The following is a 19,980-nucleotide window of genomic DNA, read 5'->3' on the forward strand; positions in this document are numbered from 1 at the left end:
CAACCCGGGTGCCAACCGTTGCACGTCTGTACAACCTCACAGCCGCCGCGGCACAAGACGCCCCTGGCGCGTCAATCCGCGGCGCTTGCGCGTCAGCTGACGCGCATCCGCGTCAGTCGCTCTCCAACCCCAGCTCGCGCACCCTGCGCTGGAGCGCCCGCACGGACACCTCCAGGCGCTTCGACATCTGCTCCAGGTCCCCACCACACGCCAGGTAGCTCTCCCGGAGCTGCTCCACGCTCAAGTCCTTCGCCGTGCGGGCCTTGGTGCTCTTCTTCATCAGGTTGTAGAGCGACGCCCGGGTGATGCCGAGCTGGTTCGAGGCCGCCGCCAGGTCCCACCCGTGCTCCCGCAGCGCGACCATCATCTCCTCCTCCGACACCTCCGCCGGCTTGCGCCGTGCCTCGGTCGGCCCCTTCAGGGAGACGACGGGCGCGGAGCCCTCCACAGGCAGCGAGCCCAGCTCCTGCTCCAGTTGCGGGTCCACCTGCAGGCTCGGCAGCCCCCGGCTGCTGATGACCAACTGCCGCGTCACGTTGCGAAGCTGGCGGACGTTCCCCGGCCACGGGTAGCGCACCAGCCGAGACGCCAGCGTCGTCGGCAACCAGGGCTCCGAGGACGGCTCCTGGCCCTCGAGCCGCCACAGCTCCCCGAGCAGCTCCAACTCCTGTCGAGCGAAGTGCAGCAGCAACAGCCCCAGGTCCTCGCGCCGCTCCCTCAAGGGCGGCACCCGGATTTCATACCCCGACAAGCGGTGCAGGAGCGGAGCCCGGAAGCTCCCCTGCTGGATGCGCTCCTCCAGTCGCGCATCCGTGGCCGCCACCAGCCGAACCTGCGTCTTGATGGGAACACGCCCACCCACCGAGAACATCTCGCCCGTCTCCAGCACGCGCAGCAGCATGGCCTGCACCTCCGAGGAGGCCTCGGCCACCTCGTCGAGGAACAGCGTCCCGCCCTGCGCCGCGCGGAAGAACCCCTCGCGGGACTGGCTCGCCCCCGTGTAGGCGCCCTTCTCCGCGCCGAACAGCTCCGAGGCCGCCAGCTCCTTGGGGATGGCGCCCAGGTTCACGCTGATGAAGGGGCCCTTGCGGCGCCGTCCTTGCTGATGGAGCGCCTGGGCCACCAGCTCCTTGCCCGTGCCGGTCTCCCCCCGGATGAGGACCGGCACGTCCAGGTCCGCCACTTGCAAAACCTGTCGGCGCACCCGGCGCACCCCCGCGCTCTGCCCCACCATGCCCAACTCATCCGCCTCTGTCTTGTCGACAGGCTCCGCCATGTGGAGCAACAACACCACGCGCTCGGCCAGCTCGAGCGTGACGCCCGCCGCCAGCGCCGAGGGCGTCAACTCCAGCTCGCCCGTCAATGGGCTGCCATCCACGAAGACCTGCGGGCTGGCCCCCACCACCAACCGCACCCCACCCTGCGCGCCGGGAAGCAGACGCAAGGGCTTGCGGCTCAAGAACGGGTCCGCGAGCGGAAGCCCCAGGATGGAGCCCGGACGCATGAAGCCAGGCTCCGTGCGCGAGAGGGCCAGCTCCCGCCCCGCCTTGAGCTCCCGGAGCAGGACGCGCTCACCGCTGCGCTGGATCTTCGGGTGGGAGATGAGGGTCAGGGCAGGGACGATACCTGGCGCCCCCAGCGCGCCGTCCCGCGGCTGCCTGGTGAGCGTGGAGCTGTCTTCCACCGCGAGCCCTCCCCTTCTCCTGGTGTGTTTCTCCCGAGCACTACTTCAAGGGCCCTCTCTCCATCAAGCCCCCCGCAGTCCTGTCATCCACCAAGGAACCCTCCGATGAAATCCCGCGTCTCGAATGCTGTCTGGACTTTGACGACGCTCTCCATGGCCGTCTCATATCTGTTGACTTCACCCGCGTATGCCCAAGAGGCCTCGGATGACAATCACGTCAAGACACCGCCTACACAGAACCCGTACGTCACCATCGTCGCGACACTCTACGAACTGGGCCGATACGAAGAGGCGCTCTCCAAGGTCACCCGCTCCCTCGAAGGAGAGACCCGCGAGCGCACGGACCTCGTGTTCCTCAAGCTCATGAGAGGCGTCCTCCTGGAGGAGCTGGGTCAGAAGGGCGCCGAGGCGTCCTTCCGGGAGGCGCTGGCGCTGGATGACACGGCGCAGCTGCCCGTGCAGTCCTCCCGACGCGTGCGAAAGCTCTTCGAGCGGGCGAGGAGCGCCACGGCACAGCCGCTGGAAGAGGAGCCTCGCCCGGATGAGCTGGACCCGGCCGCGGAGCCCTCGGGCCCTCCGCCCAGGAGGTCCGGCCTCCTCGTGGGGCTGAGGGGCGAGGTGGACGTCCTCGGGCTGAGCACCACCCTGGCTGTCACCCCAGCCGTGAGCCTGGGCTACACCCGAGGCCAGTTTGGCGCCGCCGTGACGGTGCTCACCCAGACGTCGCCGGGACTCAGGCTCGAAGGACAGGCCCATCCCTTCAACCTGGGTTGGATACGACCCTATGCCAGGCTCGGGACCACGGCCTTCTTCCTCGAGAAGAGCACACAAGGCGACACGACGCGGTTCATGGGTGGCGCGAGCGGCAGGGCGGTGCTCGGGTTGGACGTGCAGTGGAACGAGGACATGTCCGCCTTCGTGGATGTCGCGTACGAGCGCTTCTTCTCCGGCGGTGAGCGCTTCGAATCGCAATCCCTGCTGTTATCGCTGGGCGCGGCGCTGTTCCCCTGAGCCCGCGCCTGCTCAAGGCTCCTCCAGCGCCTGCCGTCCGCGCTGCTGCTCCTCGCGAGCATGGGCCTCGCGCGCCTCCTCGAGCCGCTCGCCCAGGTAGCGCTGGCGCTGGCGGACATCCAGGCTCGCGCTGGTCATCTGGCACAACCGCTCACGCAGCGCGGCGTCCCCCAGTCGCCAGACCCGGGCGGAGCCATCACTCGAGGCGATGGCCACCAGGTCTCCCCCCGGGCTGAAGACCACCGAGTTCACCCGCTCGCCATTGCCGGTGAGCGACAGGGACTCGCCGCTCCCGTCCGTGGACAGCACCCGCACCGTCCCATCCCCCAGCGTGCTCACCACCCGCGCGCCATGAGGGTGGAAGCGGGCGGTGCGCCCCCGGAGCACGACGCACGCGCCGTGTCCATCCGCCGCCCACACCCGCACCGTCCTGTCCAGCGACGCCGTCAGCACCTGCGCGCCGTCCGGACTGAACTCCGCGCTCACCACGGCCTGCTCATGCCCCCCGAGCACCACGGACGCGCCCTGCCCATCCGCGCGCCACACCCGCGCCGTCCCGTCATCCGACGCCGTCACCACCCGCGTGCCCTCCGGACTGAAGGCCGCCACCGACACCCGCCCCGCATGCCCCTGGAGCACCACGGGCTCGCCCTGCCCATCCACGCGCCACACCCGCGCCGTCCCATCATCCGACGCCGTCACCACCCGCGCGCCCTCCGGACAGAAGGCCACCGTCCGCAGGAACCCCATGTGTCCATGGAGCACCACGGGCTCCGCGCCCCCATCCGCGCGCCACACCCGCGCCGTCCCGTCCCAGGAGGCCGTCACCACGCGCGAGCCCTCCGGGCTGAAGGCCGCGGCGACCACGCGGCCCAGGTGCCCGCGGAGCACCACCGGCGTGCCCTCTCCATCGGCGCGCCACACCCGCGCCGTCCCGTCGTCCGACGCCGTCACCACCCGCGCGCCGTCCGGGCTGAAGGCCACGGTCCGCACCTCCGCCCCGTGGCCCTTGAGCACGACCATGTCCACGCCGCCGTTGAGCTTCCACACCCGCGCCGAGCCATCCGCGTGCGCGGTGGCCAGCAGGTCCTCGCGAGGGCTGAACGCCAGGGCCTGCACCGCCCCCGCGCGGCGATGCAGGGTGAGCACCTGCGGACGCGCACGCGAGCGCCACACCCGCGCGGTGCCGTCCTTCGACGCGGTCACCACCCGCTCACCGTCCAGGCTGAAGCTCGCGCCGAGGACCTCGTCCGTGTGGCCCAGCAGGTCCGCGGGCTGCCCCTCGCCATCCGTGCGACGCACCCTCGCGGTCCCATCCCGTGACGCCGTCACCACCCAGCGTCCATCCTGACTGAAGGCCACGGTGAGGATTTCCCCCAGGTGCCCCGCCAGCCGCAGCTCCCCGCCCTTCCCGTCCGTGCGCCACAAGCGCACGGCACCATCCGCGTGCGCGCTCACCAGCAGCCCCCCATCCGGGCTGAAGGCCACCGCGTTGACGAAGCAGGAGTCGCTGCGCAGCAGGATGGGCGCCGTCGGCTGCTGCGCGCGCCAGATGCGTATCGCCCCGTCCACCGACGCCGTCGCGACGCGCGCGCCATCGGGACTGAACACCGCGGCCCGCACATCGCCTGGATGTGGCAGCACCACGGGAGCACCGCCCTCCATGCGCCACACCCGGGCCGTGCCGTCCCGAGAGGACGTCAGCACCTGCTCACCGGTGGCATCGAAGGCCGCCGAAAGCACCGCCTGCTGATGCCCCCAGAGCACCACCGGGAGGCCCGCGCCGTCCGCGCGCCACACCCGGGCCGAGCCATCCCTCGACGCCGTCACCACGCGCCGTCCATCCGGGCTGAAGGCCACGGCGCCCACCTCGCCCTGGTGACCCGCGAGCACCTCCGGCGCGCCGTCCCCCTCCACGGGCCACACCCGCGCGGTCCTGTCCGCCGAGCCCGTGACGAGCCGGCACCCATCCGGACTGAACGCCACCGCCACCACTTCTCCGCGATGGCCCGCGAGCACCCTGGGCCGCCCCGTGCCGTCCGAGCGCCACAACCGCGCCGTCCCGTCGCGCGACGCGGTGGCCACCCACCTGCCATCCGCGCTGAGCGTCACCGCGCGCACCGCCCCGCGATGGCCGCGCAGCACCGCCGTGGCGAGCGGCTGCTGGAGCACCTCCAGCGCGGCCTGCGTCCAGGCCAGGTGTTGCCCGGGCGCGCCCACCTCCAGCAGCACGAGCAGCGACGCGGTGGGGTCCTCGGTGCGCAGCTTGTCCGCGACAATCAGGCGCGCGAAGTCCTGGAGCTGCTCCTGGTGCCTGCGGGACTCGCGCGCCATGCTCTCCGCCATCGCGTTGCTCGCCTCGATGAACTGCCGCATCGACTCGTCCAGCTCCCCGGGGTGCGCCTGCTGGAACTCCAGCGCCTCCTCGAGGAAGCGGCCTCGCAGCAGATGGTTCGCCTCGGGAGCACTCTTCTCGAGCGCGCGCCAGGCCTTCGCGCCCGCGCGAAGCTCGTGGCGCTTGCGACGCCGCGACTCCAGGTCTCGAATCCAATCGGAGAGGGGCTGCCAGTAGCGCAGCAGCGCTTCGTGCGCGACCTCGATGAAGACGTCACCCCCCTCCCCTCGACTCAGCACCAGGACGCGGCCCTCCACCAGGTGCCCGAGCGCGAGGTCGAAGGCGCCACGACGCGGCTCCTCGGCGGGACGCAGCCGCTCGAGCCTCGCGCGCTGACAGGCGAACGGCACCACCGTCTCGCGGACGTCCACCAGCTCCACCAGCAGCCGCCGCGCCTGCTCCCGCGCGTCCTCGTGCAGGTCCTGGTAGAGCCTGTCCAGCTCCTGGGCCAGCGCGCCGCCCACGCCGCCCATGGACTCATAGGCGCTGTGCCTGAGCCACCGTCCGTCGCGCGAGCGCCACAGTCGCTCCAGCGCATGCGCCAGGAGCGGGAGCCCTCCGGGTTGGCGCTCCACGTCCTGGACGAGCCTCTGCGTCAAGCCCTCCTCCAACAGGACGCCGTGCTGACTTGCGGGGAGGACGATGGCCTCACGAAGCTCGTCACCCGTCATCTCCGGGACGAGCAGCAGGTGCTCGCCATCGAAGAGCACGGAGTCCAACCGCGGCCCGCCCTCGCCCAACCGCACCTCCGCGCAGCGCCCCAGGTAGTCCACCCGCAGCGTGGCGAGCACCACCACCCCTCGCCGCGAGGCCTCCCACAGCGCGCTCAACAGCGCCGAGCGCTCGTCGGCGCCCAGCAAGGTGAAGGCTTCATCCAAGGGGTCCACCACCAGGAGCCGCTGCTTGCCGGGAGAGGGCCGAGCCCCATGGATGGCCTCCAGCGCCCCCGCCACGCCCGCGCGCACCCGCGTCACCTCCCAGCGATGGGGCGCCAGCGTGGGCAGCAGCCCCGCCCTGAGCAGCGAGGACTTGCCGCTCCCGGAGACACCCGCCATCACCTGGAACGCGGGGAGCTGTCCGGCGGCCGCCGCCTCGACCCTGCGACAGAGCCCGCGCAGCAGGGGCTCCCGGCCGAAGAAGCGACGCCGGTCCCCGAGCTCCAGGGGACGCAGACCGCCGTAGGGCTGGAAGATGAAGGGCCGCAGGTCCGGACCGTCGCTCGTCCGCGCATAGAGCTGGAGTGAATTCCCATCCATCCTCGCGCCGTCGAGCCGCAGCGTCTTGCGCGCCACGGCCAGCGCCTGCTCGAGCGACGTGGTGCGCTCGAGCAGCTCGCCATAGAGCGCGCGGGTGAAGAGGACGGAGCCCTGCTTGGAGAACGGCAGGCGCGAGGCCACCACGGCGGACAGGCCCGCGCGGTGGAGCTCACGTGCCGGGCTCCCGAGGTGATGGCCTGGCAATCCCCCGTCGCCGCCCCGACACGCACACAGCACCACCATGCGCAGGCGCTCCGCATGGGGCTCGAGCGCGGCGCGCAGCGAGGCGGCGTCCACCACCTCCGAGTCCCCCTCCAGACGCGAGGAGTTCAACACGAGGCCATAGGCCCCTGGCTCCGAGGGAGCGCCATGGCACAGCAGGTGGAGCGCGGCGATGGGCTCGTCACTGTCGCGCAGGGCCTGCTCGAGCGAAGCGAGGCTCACGTGTGGCAGCACGTCTCGCGCCGGGTCGAAGGCATATCCCGCGCTGGCGCAGACCTCCGAGAGGGCGCGCTGGTGCGCCGCGGCCGGGACATCTCCAGCCCAGGCGAAGAGGATGCGTCCGCCCGCGGGAGGCGGCGCGGGCCTCAAGGTGCGGGTGAGCGAGCCAGGCCGCTCGTAACAGAGCGTGCAACCCTCGAGGTCACCGAGCGCCTGTCCCGTGGCCTCCAGCGTGAGCATCTCCCAAGGGAGCACGCAGAGCTCCGCCGGCTCCAACTTCAGACAGAGCCGGACGGCCCACCCCTTCGCGAGGGCCTGCCTCAGTCGCCGCTCGTCCTCCGCCCAGCCCAACGTCGACAGGAAGGAGCGAAGCAGCTCTCCCAGCCGTTGGGCCGCGTTGGGGCTGGGGCGACTGGAGCCCAGGGTGGCCAGGTCCTCCAACGCGCGCTCCCAGGGGAAGGGCGCGCGAAGGGACGTGCCGTCCTCCCGGAGGCGGAGGTAATCCGTGGGCTGGAAGCGGAAGCGGTCCGCGTCGTGCGAGCGCTCGCCAGAAATGAGTTGGAGTGTCAGTTCCAGCGAACCCGAGGACATGGAGTGCTCGTTCCTGGTTCAACTCACGGACAGACGTTCGCGAAAGTAGCGCCGGTACAGCTCACAGCGAGGCAACACCACCGCCCCCTCCTGCCGCACCAGGCCCGCGCTTCGGAGTCGGATGAACACATCCTCGTTCGGACAGACGCCGCGCTGGAGCACCTCGCGCAGCCCCGCCTTGAGCTGTGGCTGGCTGCCCAGCCGGAAGAGCAGGTGGCGCAAGTGGTCTCCGAACGGTCCCCGGTCCTCCGCCGCCTGGAGGAACAACTCCTCCACCCGCATGCTCCCGCTGGCCACCAGGTAGAGCGCCTTGCGCGCCAGGTAGGGGTGCCCGCCGAGCAGGGCGAAGAGTTCCTCCTGCTGCCGAGGGCTCAGCGGCGAGCCCTGTCGCTGATTGAGCTCACTCACCTGCGTCACGGAGAAGTCGCCCAGCTCCACCGTCTGCCCCACGTTGAAGGGGGACTGCATCAGGTTCTTGATGAACAGGAAGGGCTCGGTGGAGGTGACGAGGACGATGCTGAGCTTCTTCCACACCGGCGTGGTGGGCAGCGCGCGGTTGTTGTGCCAGCTGCGCAGCATGCCGAAGAAGTCCGTGCCGAAGGGCAGCTCGAAGAGGGTCTCCACCTCATCGAGTCCGAGGACGAGGGGGACATCCAGCGCGCGCAGGACGTGACCGCTCATGTATTGCCCGCAGCGTTGGCTGCTGCCCATGGGCTTCTGCCAGTAGGCGCCCACCTGGTCTGCCAGGCCGAGCTGGTCTCCGAGGGAGCTGCAGAAGCGCTGGAAGAAGAGGTCGGGGTTGGTGAGGGAGGGAGAGTCGAACTCCTGGAGTGACAGGTAGGCCACCCGCTTGTTCGCGGCGAGCGCCCCCGCGAGTCCGCGCATGAGCAGCGAGCTCTTGCCCATCTGCCGTGCCCCCTTGATGGTCACCGTGGTCCCCTGCTTCTGGGAGACGGCCTTCATCACCGTGGAGTCGGCGTCTCGCACGACGTAGAAGGCGGACTCGGTGTCCATGGCGCCGTCGAGAGACTCGTCGAGTTCGAGCGGGGCCGAAGGCAGCGGGGGCCGCATCATGGCGCAGGAGGCATGGGGCACCATGGGCGCTGGCGCCGAGACGCTCGACGTCGTTCCGGGCAGCGTCCCCCCTGTCATCGCCTTGTCGATCTGCTCGAGCAACCGAGGCGTGTCCTCGGGTCCCTCCCAGAGCGCCCAGTTGATGGGGCTGAGGTAGCTGCTCAGGGGCGGAGGGAGCCGCTCGTGGTAGGCGACCCGGATGGGGAGCAGGACGGGGTGCCCGCGTTGCGCGTGGAGCTGGTGCGCCAGTTCGATCTCCGTGCGGGCCATCTCGCTGTTGACGGAGAAGGGAGACAAGAGCGTGATGAAGAAGTCCGCCTGACGAATCTCGGCGTCGATGCGCTCCACCCACCGCTCCCCTACCAGCATGGAGGTATCGATGAAGACCTCGTGCGAGACCTTGAGCGCCTTGACCAGCGCATGGGCGAGGTCCTGGTCCGGCCTGACGTCACGCTTGTAGCTGATGAAGACACGCGCCATGGGTTTTCTCGTTTCTGTCGCTGGATTACGGCAATCGGTCGCACGTTTTCTGGTACGGCACGACCTCTCGTACGTCCGCGGGCCACTCCTCGGGCTTCAGGTTGCGCGGCAACAATGAACAGACAAGGTCGATCCAGTCCGCCGTCTTCACGGGCCACAGCCGCACGATGCCGTCCTCGCTGACCGTGGCGAGCCGTGAACCGTCCGGATGGATGGTGACGCTCCGGACAGGACTGTCGACGGGCAGCATTGCGATCCGACGACCCGTCGAGACATTCCACAGTCGGACGGAGCCGTCCTCGCTGGAAGTGGCCAGGAGTTCGCCATCCGGGCTGAAAGCCACCTGGGTCACGGTTTTGTCATGCCGCATCTTCTGCAGTTCCGTCCCCGTGGCAACGTCCCATAAGCGGGCGAGGCTGTCCTCGCTGCCTGTTGCCAGGATGCGACCGTCACGGTTGAAGGCCAGCGCCGTGACATAGAGAGCGTGCTTCAAGGGGCGTCCCAAGGGTGCGCCACTGGACGCGTCCCAGATTCGGGCCGTATTGTCATTGCCCGTCGTCGCGACAATCGCTCGCCCCTCATGGAAATCCGCAATACCCTGGCCGCCAGGGCGAGGGCTGGACAACTGCGCATCAGCTGGAAGCGACAAGAATTGCATGACACCATTTCCATCCAGCTGAGGCGGACCCTTGCCACCCCGGTTCGACACCGGCGTTTTCATCTCTGGACCCTGACTCCCAGGCAGTCGCTCCGCTTCGGCAGCGACCCAAACGCCTTCCTCCGCATTTCCCATGGATTCTCGACCAGCAACCGGGATGGCTCCCATGGATTGGTCATGCTTCAACCGAAGGGATTCGATGAGCGTGACTCTCGGGTCCCCATCCTGGCTCGCATGGATTCTCGGTATTTCGACGCCCCGGGGCAGCGGCCCCAAGAGAGGGGTGCCCGTTGCGGCGTTCCAGAAGCGCGCCCTGCCATCCTCGCCGACGGTGGTCACGTATCGCCCATCCTGACTGAAGAGGGCCATTCGCCCAGGCGAGCCATGGGGGAGGTGGATGAGCGGAGCGCTTGGAGCAAGGCTCCAGAGCAGCGCGCGCCGTCCTTCGGTCGCGGTGGCCATCGTCTTCCCATCAGAACTCAAGGCCACGGAGTTGACCCGATACAGATGAGGCATCAGCATCAATTGCTGTCCGGTAACGACGTCCCACAATCGCGCGGTCTTGTCCTCGCTCGCGGTCGCCACACGCCCCCCATCTCGGCTGAAGGTCACCGACGTCACGGCTTTGTCATGGCGAAATGACATCAACTCCCGCCTCGTGACGACTTCCACGAGCCTGGCAATCTTGTCCTCACTGGCGATGGCCAGGACGTTGCCATCCGGACTGAATGCCACGGAGGTGATGCGCGCCTTCTGCAGGAGGCCCTTGAGTACGCGTTTCCCAGTTCCCACATCCCAGAAGAGCACCGTCTTGTTCGTGCTGCCCGTAGCCAGCGTCGTTCCATCCGGGCTGAAAGCGAGCGTCGTGATTCGACTCCGATGTTGCAGCGGTTCTCCGAGGGGTTTGCCATTGACCGTGCTCCACATGCGCACGGTCAGGTCCTCACCCGCGGTGGCAACGCGGGTTCCGTCCGGACTGAAGGCCAGCGCGTTGATTCCGCCATCGTGGGCCAACAACTCCCCGACCGACTTCCAGGTCTTCGTGTTCCACAGGCGCAGGGCGCCACCGTCACTGGAAGTCGCCGCCAACCTGCCATCACGGCTGATGGCCACCGCGGTGACGGCGTCTTCATGGAGGAGCACTTCTCGCGGCCTCTTGTCGGCCATCCCCCAGACGCGAGCCGTCATGTCCTCCCCCGCGGTCAGCAGGAAGCTCCCATCCGGACTGAAAGCCACGCTCAGGACGTTTCCCGCGTGCTCCAGGGAGGCAGTATCGGGACGACGAAGCTGGAGGACCGAGCGGATGAGCAGGTCCATGGCGGCCGAGGATTCATGGCGTCTCACGGCCTCCACGGCAAGGGCGGCACTCATCGCCAAGGCAGAGGATGTTTCTCGCAGCGTCGCATCCGCCTTGTTCAGGAAGACGTAGGAGAAGGCTTCGCGCAGCTTCGATGCGGCCTCGGCCTTCGCCGCGGCAATCTCTCGCTCTGCCTGTTCCTTCTTCGCCTCCGCATCCCACGCTTCGCGCTGTAATCGCGCCACCTCCAGGTGGCTTCGTGCCACCTCCGCCCTGGCGATACGTTGCTCGTCCTGCGCCGCCTGTTTGATTTGTTCGGCTTCCTCCCTGGCTCGCTGACGATCCCTGTTGGCCTCTGTCCGCGTCAAATTCGCGTCGGCCTCCGCTTCTTGACGCGCCTGAACAGACACCCGGCTATTGTGCTCCGCGGTGGCGCGCGCCTTCTCTGCATCCCCGAGCTGACCATTCAAGAGCACTGCCGCCGGCAGCAGCACGATGAAGCCCGTCACCACCAACCCGAGAATGGCATACCGCACGATCCGCCAGTCCACGGGGAGCATGCTCCCCGCCCACGACACGGTGAAGACCCGCTCGTAGATGGCATTGCGGACCCGAAGCATCCCCTTCGCCTGGCAGACCACGCCCGACAGCTTGAGGTGCGCCTTGATCAACGAGCGGTCCTCGTCGCGCACCCGCCATCCCCGTCGGACATCCTGATACGTCCGAAGCACCCGCTCCGGGTCCGGCGCCCGGCGCGTCAGCATGTCCCGGACGAACACCAGGTTGTTGTCCTGGAAGCTCCGCTCCGAGAAGAACGTCCGCTCCACCACCCGGTCTACATCCAGGCGGGACCAGTTCCCCATGCCCTGCTCATGGTGGTCGACCAACGCCTGACACAGCCGCTGCGTGAGGTACGGATGTCCCCCCGTCCACGCCATGGCCCATTCGAGGACCCGGCGTCCCTCCTCGAGCGTGCTGCCCAACCCCACCGCCAGCGGCGCGGCCTCCTCGAGCGTGAAGTCCGTCAACTCCACGCGCTGCCCCAGGTTGAACGGGGTGCGCCTCTCGTCCTGGATGAGGTCTCCCGGCGACGCCACCCCCACGAGCACGAACGACAGTCGCACCAGCTCCGCGTTGCGCGCCCGCGCGTTGTACAGGTAGCGGATGGCCGCGTAGAAGTCGTCGGTGAAGCCCATGCCGAGCGTGGTGTCGATTTCATCGACGAACACCGTCACCCGCTCCTTCACCTCCGTGAGCACCACCTCCTCCAGGAACCGCGTCAGTCGCTGCACCGGCCCCTGATCCCCATACTGCCCCCACCACTCGGCCGCGTCGGTGCTCAACCCGAGCTGCTCCTGGATGACCACCAGCAGCCCCACGTACCACTGGTCCGACGTCACCTGCTTCCCGATGCGCGTCAGGTCGATGATGACCGAGCGAATCCCCTCATCGAAGAGCGCCTCCGCCGTGCGCACCATCAAGCTCGACTTGCCCATCTGCCGGGCCGTCAGCACGAACGCGAAGGTCCCCGCCCGGCACAACGCCAGCATCTCCGGGTCCGCTCGCCGCTCCAGGTAGACGCCGCCACCGGCCTGCACCGTCCCGCCCACCGTGTACAGGCTGGTGTCCATCAGCCCGCTCGCGTCGTTGAACAGGGTTCGCATGCTCAAACCACCCCGGTGAACGCTCGCGACGAGCACCCCGATTCAAACCGCGTCGCGCGGCGAGCGCGCCGTGGACTTCGCTCCCGGGTGATTGCGAACCTCCCCCTCGAAAGCCCCGCTCGAGCCGGTTCGGAAGAGACTCCGCGAGACAGCAGGGCAGCAGCACAGGAGAGGACTCGCACGGGCGCTCCGGGGGTTGGCTTCAACGCCCGCACAAAGCAAGTGCCAGACCACCTCGGGTCCCGATGAAAACAGGGATTGCGCGCTGGCGCCCCCTGGCTTCGCGAGCGCCGACTGACGCGTCACTTGCGCGTCAATGCCATGCCAATGACACCCGATTCGCCTGCAACCCGACAGGGCGCCTCCCATCTCAGCCGAGGCGCGCCTACATCTAGCGCTCCGTCCCCCTGAGTCAGGGCTGCCTTCATCCCCCGCCGAGCACCTCTCATCGACTCGACAAATGCGAGACGAGCCCGCCTTGCAGTCCGGATGCCTGCCCCACGGCCAGGAGCCCCACCGCGCCAGCATGCGCGGCCAGGGCCCCCGGCCCGGCGTCACGGCATCAACTCACGAGTCGTAACCCGTGTACCCACGCAGCACGACGACCTTGCGGCTGGCCGGGTAGTACAGCACCGCGAACTGGTTGAACTCGTGGCAGTTGTGGCAGGACACCTCCTGCGTTCCCAGCCACGCCTGCACCTCACCGCCGCCGGTGAACGCATCGATGGCGGCCAGGAGCGCCGCGCCGTCACCGTAGTAGTTCGAGCTCAGCAGGATGCTGTTCGCCAGGCCCGCGCGGTTCGTCACCGTGCCCTCCTCGAACGTCGGGATGTCCCGGTACCCCGGCCACTGCAGCGCGTCGAACGCGGTGCGCAGGCTGGCGGCCGGCTGCGAGCAGCGGGGCGTGGTGTACGCGGAGATGGAGTTCAGCCCGTGCCACGCGCCGTTGTTCGAGCCGTCGTTCCACGCATCCCGCGCCGCCTCCAGCGCCGAGGCGTCGATCTCCGTCAGCGCGAACGGCGTGCTCGGCGTCTCGTTGCAGATGTTCGTCACGTACTGGCACCGCGACACCTGGCGGTACGTGCCACACAGCCCGAAGTCCAGCGTCCCCGCCGGCTGCGAGTGGATGCAGTCGTACACGGACAGCTCGCACGCGGGCGTCGGCCAGACCTCGTACGCGTCTCCCGTCGTCAGGGCCAGGCTCGTCACCCTCGGCACCAGCCGCGCCGTCTTCTGCGACACCGCCTGCCCCCCCTGAATGACGTTGAAGGCGAGCGGAATCGTCGTCGGGTCCATCGCCTGCTCCACCGCGGCGTAGGACCAGTCCAGCTTGAAGCTGTCCGCGTCCACGCGCGACACCTGCGGAATCCCATCCGGCCCCGTCACGAGCAGCCCGTCCGCCAGCACGTCCGCGCGGCCCCGGTACACCAGGCTGCTGATGGGGTCCTTCACGTAGACGGGGTCCACCTTCTCGTCGATCCACACCGGCGACGTGCCCCGGAAGTCGAAGAAGCGCGGGTACACCTCGATGCGCGCCGTGTACTGCGTGGGCGTGCCCGTGAAGGTGTTCACCGTGATGAACAAGGGCAGCCCGGAGAGGATGGAGTTCAGCTCGTGCCCCACCGGCAACACCACCTCGAAGCGGCGCTCGCTGATGATGTTCGCCGTGCCGAACGCGTCATCCGGCACGAAGCTGAACACGTACTGCAGATACCGGTTCGCCGTCGCCTTCAGCACCAGCGAGCGCACCCCGTTGCGCGTCTCGAACGTGCCCATCGTCTCGAAGCTCAGCTCCAAGGACGCCTCGGACGCGGAGATGCGCGTCGCCGTCGCCTCCGCCTCGGAGACCGCCAGCTCCTGCTCGAGCGCCGGCTGCCCATCCGAATCCATACAGCCCGTCGTTCCAGACAACGCCAGACATGCCATCAAGACATTGCGAAGACGCATCATTCCGCTCCAGGTGAGTTACTCGGGGAAAATCACAATAACGTGAGCACCCGGCCGCATGACGTGTCAATCCCGTCACAGCGGTGCGGGCCCCGAACAGACCTGGGCTGATACATGAAATGAAGAAGGCGCCGACCCCAGGACAAGGGACCGGCGCCCGGGGACGACGAGACGTCAGGAGTCGTAGCCGGTGTAGCCCTGCAGCACGACGACCTTGCGGCTGGCCGGGTAGTACAGCACCGCGAACTGGTTGAACTCATGGCAGTTGTGGCACGGCACCTCCTGCGTCGACAGCCACGCCTGCACGTCACCGCCACCCGCGAACGAGTCGATGGCCGCCAGCAGCGCCAGCCCGTTGCCGTAGTAGTTCGACGTCAGCAGGATGCTCTGCGACAGACCGGCCCGGTTGGTGAACGTCCCGTCCTCGGCGGAGGGGAAGCCCTGGTTCTCCCACGCCAGCTCCTGCATCACCGCCTGGATGGTGGTGGGCGTGGTGGGACACTGGGGCGCGATGTACGCCGTCACCGGATGCAGGTAGTGCCACGCACCATTGTTGGAACCCAGGTTCCACGTCGCGCGGGCCGGCTCCAGTGATGAGGCATTGATGGACGTCAGCGAGAACGGCACCGGCGTACAGGCCTTGGCCGACGTCGCGACTTCCCGCCCCCCCTCCGCGAAGGCAGCGAAAGAAAACACAGCGACCACCGCAACCATCAGACGACGGAAGTTCATCAGTGTGCTCCAGGTGAGGAAGGCGCGGATTAGCACACCAGATTGAGAAACCAGCTAACAAAGGTGTCACTTCCACCCCTCGGGGCCGGGGCCGTTTTGTTGACGAGTCCCCGGACCACCCTCCTAATGCCGGACACGTCAGTAGCGGCCTGTAGCAGTCCCCCCGGGAGGAACCCCCATGCAGGATGGAAGCGCCAGCCCCCTGAGCCCCGAGCTTGCCCCGTCACCGGGCGCCACGGAGACGCCCGTCGACGCGCGGGGCCCCGAGGCCGACATCGTCTCCACCCACGTCCTGGTGCCCGAGGAGCAGGTCCAGAAGCTGCGCGAGCTGGCGCGGCGGACCCGTATCCACCAGAGCGAGTACCTGCGCGAGGCGGTGGAGGACCTGCTCGGCAAGTACGGCCGTGGCGCCGCCAAGCCCGAGGGCCAGTCGTGAGCCTGCTCGCCCCGACAGGCGCCTCCCCGCGCCTGGGCGAGCTCTGGCTCCCGCGGCGACGCCGCGAGCGCCCCTCCTCCATCCGCGACGCCATCATCCGCTGGCTGGACCAGGCGCTGTAGGCGCTCCTCCCACGCGGCACCTGGAGGTGACAGACACGCGCGGGCTAGGCTTTCCGGCATGCGCACCGTCCTGCTCGTCGCCGCCCTCGCCGCCTCCGGCTGTGCCGGCCCCGGCGGCTTCCAGAAGCTCTACCCCGGCATGACGTCCCGGGAAGTCGTCGAGGCCATGGGCCAGGGCCCCACCCGCGCCCACGAGTTCCCCGACAGGTCCTCCGCCTGGTACTACGGCGAGGACCAGTGTGTGTTGATGCGCGAGGACAAGCTCGTCGCCAAGTCGACCACGCGCGAGCGCACCGCCGTCGACACGCCCATCGTCTCCATCCGCGACACCGCGAAGGCCGTGTGCGCCCCGGAGGGCTACGCCACGGAGACGCGCGGCGAGCAGCGCATCGACACGCCCTTCGGCACCTTCAAGGGCTCTCTCGGCACGACGAAGGCGCCCAGGAAGACGACGCCTCCGGCGGAGAGTGGCGACACCGCGCCGAGCGCCGACGCGAAGCCCGAAGACCACCCCTACTGAGCGGGCGTCACGCGGTGGGGGCCGCCGCCTCGCCTTCCTTCTCCAGCTTGCCCGCGATGTCCTTGAAGGACATGTGGCCCAGCGACATGAGGAGGAGGCCCAGGCCCACCGTCTGCGCCGTCTGCGCCATCCACAGCACGTTGGCGTACGCCAGCCCACCGGCGTTCACCACGGTGGCGGGCAGGAAGAGGCTCAGGCCCACCTTGCACGCCGCCTGGAAGGTGCCGACCATGCCCGGCGCCGCCGGAATCATCACGCCCACGACCAGCACGCACAGCACCACGTACGCCTGGAAGAGCGACAGCTCCATCGGCTGACACACGGTGCCCGCCGCCACGCCCGAACAGTCGAAGGCGTTGGCGAGCAGCATCATCCCGAAGCCGTTGAGGCCCCAGTAGCCCACGGTGAAGAGGAAGAAGAGCGCCACCTGCTTGGCGTCCGGCAGCTGCCGCATGGCGCCCACGAAGGTGTCGACGATGTCCGCCACCTTGTCGGAGAGCGCCGGCGCGAAGCGGCCCACCGTCGCGCGCACCAGGCGCACGGTGCGCTCCTGCTGCCACAGGCCGAACAGCAGGAAGAGCAGCCCGCCGCCGAACACCGCGAACATCAGCCACGAGCCCAGCTTGACGTAGCGCACCTCGGGCGTCTCGGTGGGCACGAAGAAGAGCAGCACCCGCATGGACGCGGCGACGAAGAGGCCGTCGACGATGCGCTCGAGCACCACGGACGTCATGGCCGCGCTGCGGCGGATGGAGCTGCGCTGGGCGATGAGGAAGGGCCGGGCGAACTCGCCCAGGCGGAAGGGCAGCACCAGCAGCATCATGAAGCCGATGGCGGAGGCCTCGTTGAGCTTGCGGAAGGGCACCCGCTCCAGGCCCGACAAGAGGCTGCCCCAGCGCAGCGTGCGGAAGACGTGGATGCCCAGCAGGCAACCGAAGTACGGCAGCAACCAGATGTAGTTGGCCGACTTGAGGCTGGTGAGCTGCGTCCCCCAGTCCGTGTCCCGGAAGGCCCACCAGAGGAAGACGAGGGTGACGAGCAGGCTGGCTGCGAGCTTGACGGCGCGTTTCACGGCGGCCGGGTATACCGTCAGTCCTGGTCGGACTCCAGCGACTCTCCGGCCAGCAGGCGGAATGGGTGGTCCCGCAGGAGCTGGCTGGCCGTCTGTTCCCCCACCCGGCTGACGAGCTCCGCCAGCGAGCGCCCCACCCAGTCCCGGGCCCCCACCGGCCCGTGGAGGTCCGTGGCGGCGACGGCGTAGAGCCCCTCGTCCAGGAAGGCGCGGGCCAGCTTCTTCGCGGTGGGGCCATAGCGGCCGATGAGCGCCCCCACGTCGAGCTGGAGCCGGGCGCCGGTGCGGACGGCCTCGGCGGCGCGCCCCTTGCGCTCGAACTCCACGCAGCGCTCCGGATGGGCGATGAGCGGCACCACGCCCTTGGTGCGGATGCGGAACAGGATGTCCGGCAGCGCGGGCACGGGCGCGGTGTAGGGCAGCTCCACCAGCGTCACCTTCCCTGCGCCCAGCATGCGCGCAGTGGGCGTTCCCAGGGCGCGCAGGAAGGCGTCGTCCAGCACGTTCTCCGCGTTGCGGCCGAGCGTCAGGGGGATGCGCTCGCGCTCCAGGGCGGCCTTCAGCTCGGCGAGGCGGGCCTCCACCACGTCCACGGGCGCATACTCGGGCCGGGCGTGGGGGCTGGGCGCGACGGTGGAGAAGCCCAGGTCGACCAGCGCCCTCGCCATCTCCAGCGCGTCCTCCAGCGTGCGCGCGCCGTCATCCACGCCGGGCAGCAGGTGGCAGTGCAGGTCGACGTAGCCCTTCACGCATCCTCGCGCTGGCGGTCGGGATGGCTTCCGGGCGGCAGCTCGTCCTCCGTCTCCTCGGACGGGCGGTCGGGCATGCGGTACTCCTCCCCCAGCCACTTGCCCAGGTCCACCGCGCGGCAGCGGCGCGTGCAGAACGGGAACGAGGTGTTCTCAGGGCGGGGGGGAACGGGCTTCTTGCAGATGGGACAGGAGAGGGTGCTCATGAGGGACCTGTCTTCTTAGATAAGCCTTGACGCTCTCGTGGGCCAGGACGTTTCGTGCCCGCCCGCCCGGAGGAGGCTCGCCATGAAGGTCATCCGCATCACCACGCCCGGAGGCCCCGAGGTCCTCGCCGAGGAGGAGCGCCCCGAGCCCGTGCCCGGCCCCGGCGAGCTTCGCGTGCGCGTGCGCGCCACGGCCCTCAATCGCGCGGACCTGCTCCAGATTCGCGGGCTCTACCCCGCCCCGCCGGACGTGGCGCCGGACGTCCCAGGCCTCGAGTACGCGGGCGAGGTGGAAGCGGTGGGCCCGCGCACGCGCCGCTTCAAGGTGGGTGACCGGGTGATGGGGCTGGTGGGCGGCGGCGCGTGGTCGGACCTGCTCCTCACCCACGAGCGCGAGGCCCTGCCGATGCCGGAGGGCATGGACTTCACGGACGCCGCGGCGCTGCCGGAGGCGTACCTCACCGCGTACGACGCGCTGGTGCTCCAGGGAGGACTGAGGCCGGGCGAGACGGTGCTGGTGCACGCGGTGGCCAGCGGCGTGGGCTCGGCGGCGGCGCTCTTGTGTCAGGCCACCGGCGCGCGCGTGGTGGGCACCGGGCGCAACGCGGCGAAGCTGTCCCGCGCCTCCGAGTGGGGCGTGAAGCACACGCTCGTGTGCGAGTCCTCGCCGCCGCGCTTCGCGGACGAGGTCCGCGCGCTCACGCAGGGCCGCGGCGCGGACCTGTGTCTGGATCTGGTGGGCGGGGACTACGTGCCCGAGTCCATGCAGGCCCTGGCGACCAAGGGCCGGATGCTGCTCGTGGGGCTGGTGGCGGGCGCGAGCGCGGAGGTCAACCTGGGCCTGTGGCTCACCCGGCGCTTGAGCATCACCGGCACCGTGCTGCGCAGCCGGCCACTCGAGGAGAAGATGGCCCTGGTCCAGAGCGCGGAGCGGCACCTGCTGCCGCTGTTCCGCTCGGGCGCGCTGCGCGCCGTGGTGGACGCGGTGCTGCCCCGGGCCGAGCTCGCCCAGGGCCTGGAGCGCATGGCGCGCAACGACTCGGTGGGCAAGCTGGTGGTGCGCTGGGGTTAATCCCAGCCATACCAATGCTGCTTGCGTGAGTCGTACGTGTATTTCCAGAAGACGATGGTGTAGCAGGTGATGCCAAACGAGCCGTCCTCGCGACGGTGGTAGGCGGTGTCCGCGGCGACGGAGCCCACGGGCTCGGGCCCCTCGCACGTGGGCACCTGGGCAATCCACTCGGGCACCAGCTCCTTGACGGACTCGGGATAGGCCCCCTTGCTGGAGTGATAGGACTCCAGCGCGGTGATGAGCGGGGCGAACCGGGCCTCCATCTGGTCGAAGCGCCAGGAGGTGCCGCGCGTCAGCCCCACGTAGGACAGCGCGAGGCCCGCGAGCATCCAGGCCAGGGACAGGAAGTTCACCTTCCTGCGCACCGGGAGCACCGCCAGCACCAGCGTGAGGCCCAGCAGCACGGCCCCCGCCAGCATCACGAACGGCACCGCCAACGCCGCCGTGAACGACAGATAGCCCGACATCGTCATGAACGCCGCCCCGAGGAGCGCCAGCAGGGGCACCAGCCATTTCGCCATGCCGTGACGATAGCAGGCGGATGGACCCCGAGCGTCCGCGAACCGACAGCGC

Annotated in this window: 15 protein-coding genes; 5 read left to right on the top strand and 10 right to left on the bottom strand. The window is 69.3% G+C overall.

Annotated features, from left to right (window positions below):
- Positions 1-112: 112 nt before the first annotated feature.
- A complete protein-coding gene (locus tag LXT21_RS39220) occupies positions 113-1,684 on the bottom strand; it encodes a sigma 54-interacting transcriptional regulator (RefSeq protein ID WP_254043364.1) in 1,572 nt (523 codons plus the stop codon).
- A 153-nt stretch (positions 1,685-1,837) separates the two neighbouring features.
- Between LXT21_RS39220 and LXT21_RS39225 the strand changes: the two genes are divergently transcribed.
- Complete coding sequence (locus LXT21_RS39225; protein WP_254043365.1) at positions 1,838-2,695, top strand: hypothetical protein; 858 nt, start codon at positions 1,838-1,840, stop codon at positions 2,693-2,695.
- A 12-nt stretch (positions 2,696-2,707) separates the two neighbouring features.
- Here the strand turns inward: LXT21_RS39225 and LXT21_RS39230 are convergent, their stop codons facing one another.
- From LXT21_RS39230 to LXT21_RS39250, 5 genes are all read right to left on the bottom strand, one after another.
- Positions 2,708-7,378 (bottom strand): nSTAND1 domain-containing NTPase, encoded by a 4,671-nt coding sequence (locus tag LXT21_RS39230; protein ID WP_254043366.1) that lies wholly within the window; start codon positions 7,376-7,378, stop codon positions 2,708-2,710.
- Between the two features lie 18 nt (positions 7,379-7,396).
- On the bottom strand, positions 7,397-8,932 hold the full coding sequence (locus tag LXT21_RS39235) for an AAA-like domain-containing protein (RefSeq protein ID WP_254043367.1): 1,536 nt from the start codon (positions 8,930-8,932) through the stop codon (positions 7,397-7,399).
- A 25-nt stretch (positions 8,933-8,957) separates the two neighbouring features.
- The gene (locus LXT21_RS39240; protein ID WP_323395580.1) at positions 8,958-12,551 is read right to left on the bottom strand and encodes a WD40 domain-containing protein; all 3,594 of its coding nucleotides are present in this window, start codon (positions 12,549-12,551) and stop codon (positions 8,958-8,960) included.
- A gap of 567 nt (positions 12,552-13,118) precedes the next feature.
- On the bottom strand, positions 13,119-14,441 hold the full coding sequence (locus LXT21_RS39245; protein ID WP_254043368.1) for a hypothetical protein: 1,323 nt from the start codon (positions 14,439-14,441) through the stop codon (positions 13,119-13,121).
- 231 nt (positions 14,442-14,672) lie between these two features.
- A complete protein-coding gene (locus LXT21_RS39250) occupies positions 14,673-15,230 on the bottom strand; it encodes a hypothetical protein (protein ID WP_254043369.1) in 558 nt (185 codons plus the stop codon).
- Between the two features lie 178 nt (positions 15,231-15,408).
- On the opposite strand from LXT21_RS39250, the gene LXT21_RS39255 reads away from it, so the two are divergent.
- Genes LXT21_RS39255 through LXT21_RS39260 form a run of 3 tightly spaced genes read left to right on the top strand, consistent with a single transcriptional unit; the run spans position 15,409 to position 16,308 of the window.
- Positions 15,409-15,666, top strand: coding sequence for a ribbon-helix-helix domain-containing protein (locus tag LXT21_RS39255; protein ID WP_046714565.1), 258 nt, complete (start codon positions 15,409-15,411; stop codon positions 15,664-15,666).
- Entirely contained in the window at positions 15,663-15,788 is a 126-nt protein-coding gene (locus LXT21_RS45040; RefSeq protein WP_256572368.1) for a hypothetical protein, read from the top strand. The genes LXT21_RS39255 and LXT21_RS45040 overlap by 4 nt, the downstream gene beginning before the upstream one ends.
- 58 nt (positions 15,789-15,846) lie before the next feature.
- Positions 15,847-16,308 (top strand): hypothetical protein, encoded by a 462-nt coding sequence (locus LXT21_RS39260; protein WP_254043370.1) that lies wholly within the window; start codon positions 15,847-15,849, stop codon positions 16,306-16,308.
- 7 nt (positions 16,309-16,315) lie between these two features.
- On the opposite strand, the gene LXT21_RS39265 is transcribed toward LXT21_RS39260, so the two are convergent.
- The 3 genes from LXT21_RS39265 to LXT21_RS39275 are packed head-to-tail and all read right to left on the bottom strand — an operon-like array spanning position 16,316 to position 18,335.
- Positions 16,316-17,380 (bottom strand): lysylphosphatidylglycerol synthase transmembrane domain-containing protein, encoded by a 1,065-nt coding sequence (locus LXT21_RS39265; protein WP_254043371.1) that lies wholly within the window; start codon positions 17,378-17,380, stop codon positions 16,316-16,318.
- Positions 17,381-17,397: 17 nt separating this feature from the next.
- On the bottom strand, positions 17,398-18,129 hold the full coding sequence (locus LXT21_RS39270; protein ID WP_254043372.1) for a tyrosine-protein phosphatase: 732 nt from the start codon (positions 18,127-18,129) through the stop codon (positions 17,398-17,400).
- On the bottom strand, positions 18,126-18,335 hold the full coding sequence (locus LXT21_RS39275; RefSeq protein ID WP_254043373.1) for a DNA gyrase inhibitor YacG: 210 nt from the start codon (positions 18,333-18,335) through the stop codon (positions 18,126-18,128). Before LXT21_RS39275 ends, LXT21_RS39270 begins: the two co-directional genes overlap by 4 nt.
- Positions 18,336-18,417: 82 nt before the next feature.
- Between LXT21_RS39275 and LXT21_RS39280 the strand changes: the two genes are divergently transcribed.
- Positions 18,418-19,407, top strand: coding sequence for an NAD(P)H-quinone oxidoreductase (locus LXT21_RS39280; RefSeq protein ID WP_254043374.1), 990 nt, complete (start codon positions 18,418-18,420; stop codon positions 19,405-19,407).
- Here LXT21_RS39280 and LXT21_RS39285 read toward each other — a convergent pair.
- Positions 19,404-19,928, bottom strand: a complete 525-nt coding sequence (locus LXT21_RS39285) for a hypothetical protein (RefSeq protein WP_254043375.1) — start codon at positions 19,926-19,928, stop codon at positions 19,404-19,406. The two genes, LXT21_RS39280 and LXT21_RS39285, sit on opposite strands and share 4 nt — an antisense overlap.
- Positions 19,929-19,980 lie beyond the last annotated feature (52 nt).

This window comes from Myxococcus guangdongensis, assembly GCF_024198255.1.
Taxonomy (GTDB): Bacteria; Myxococcota; Myxococcia; order Myxococcales; family Myxococcaceae; genus Myxococcus; species Myxococcus guangdongensis.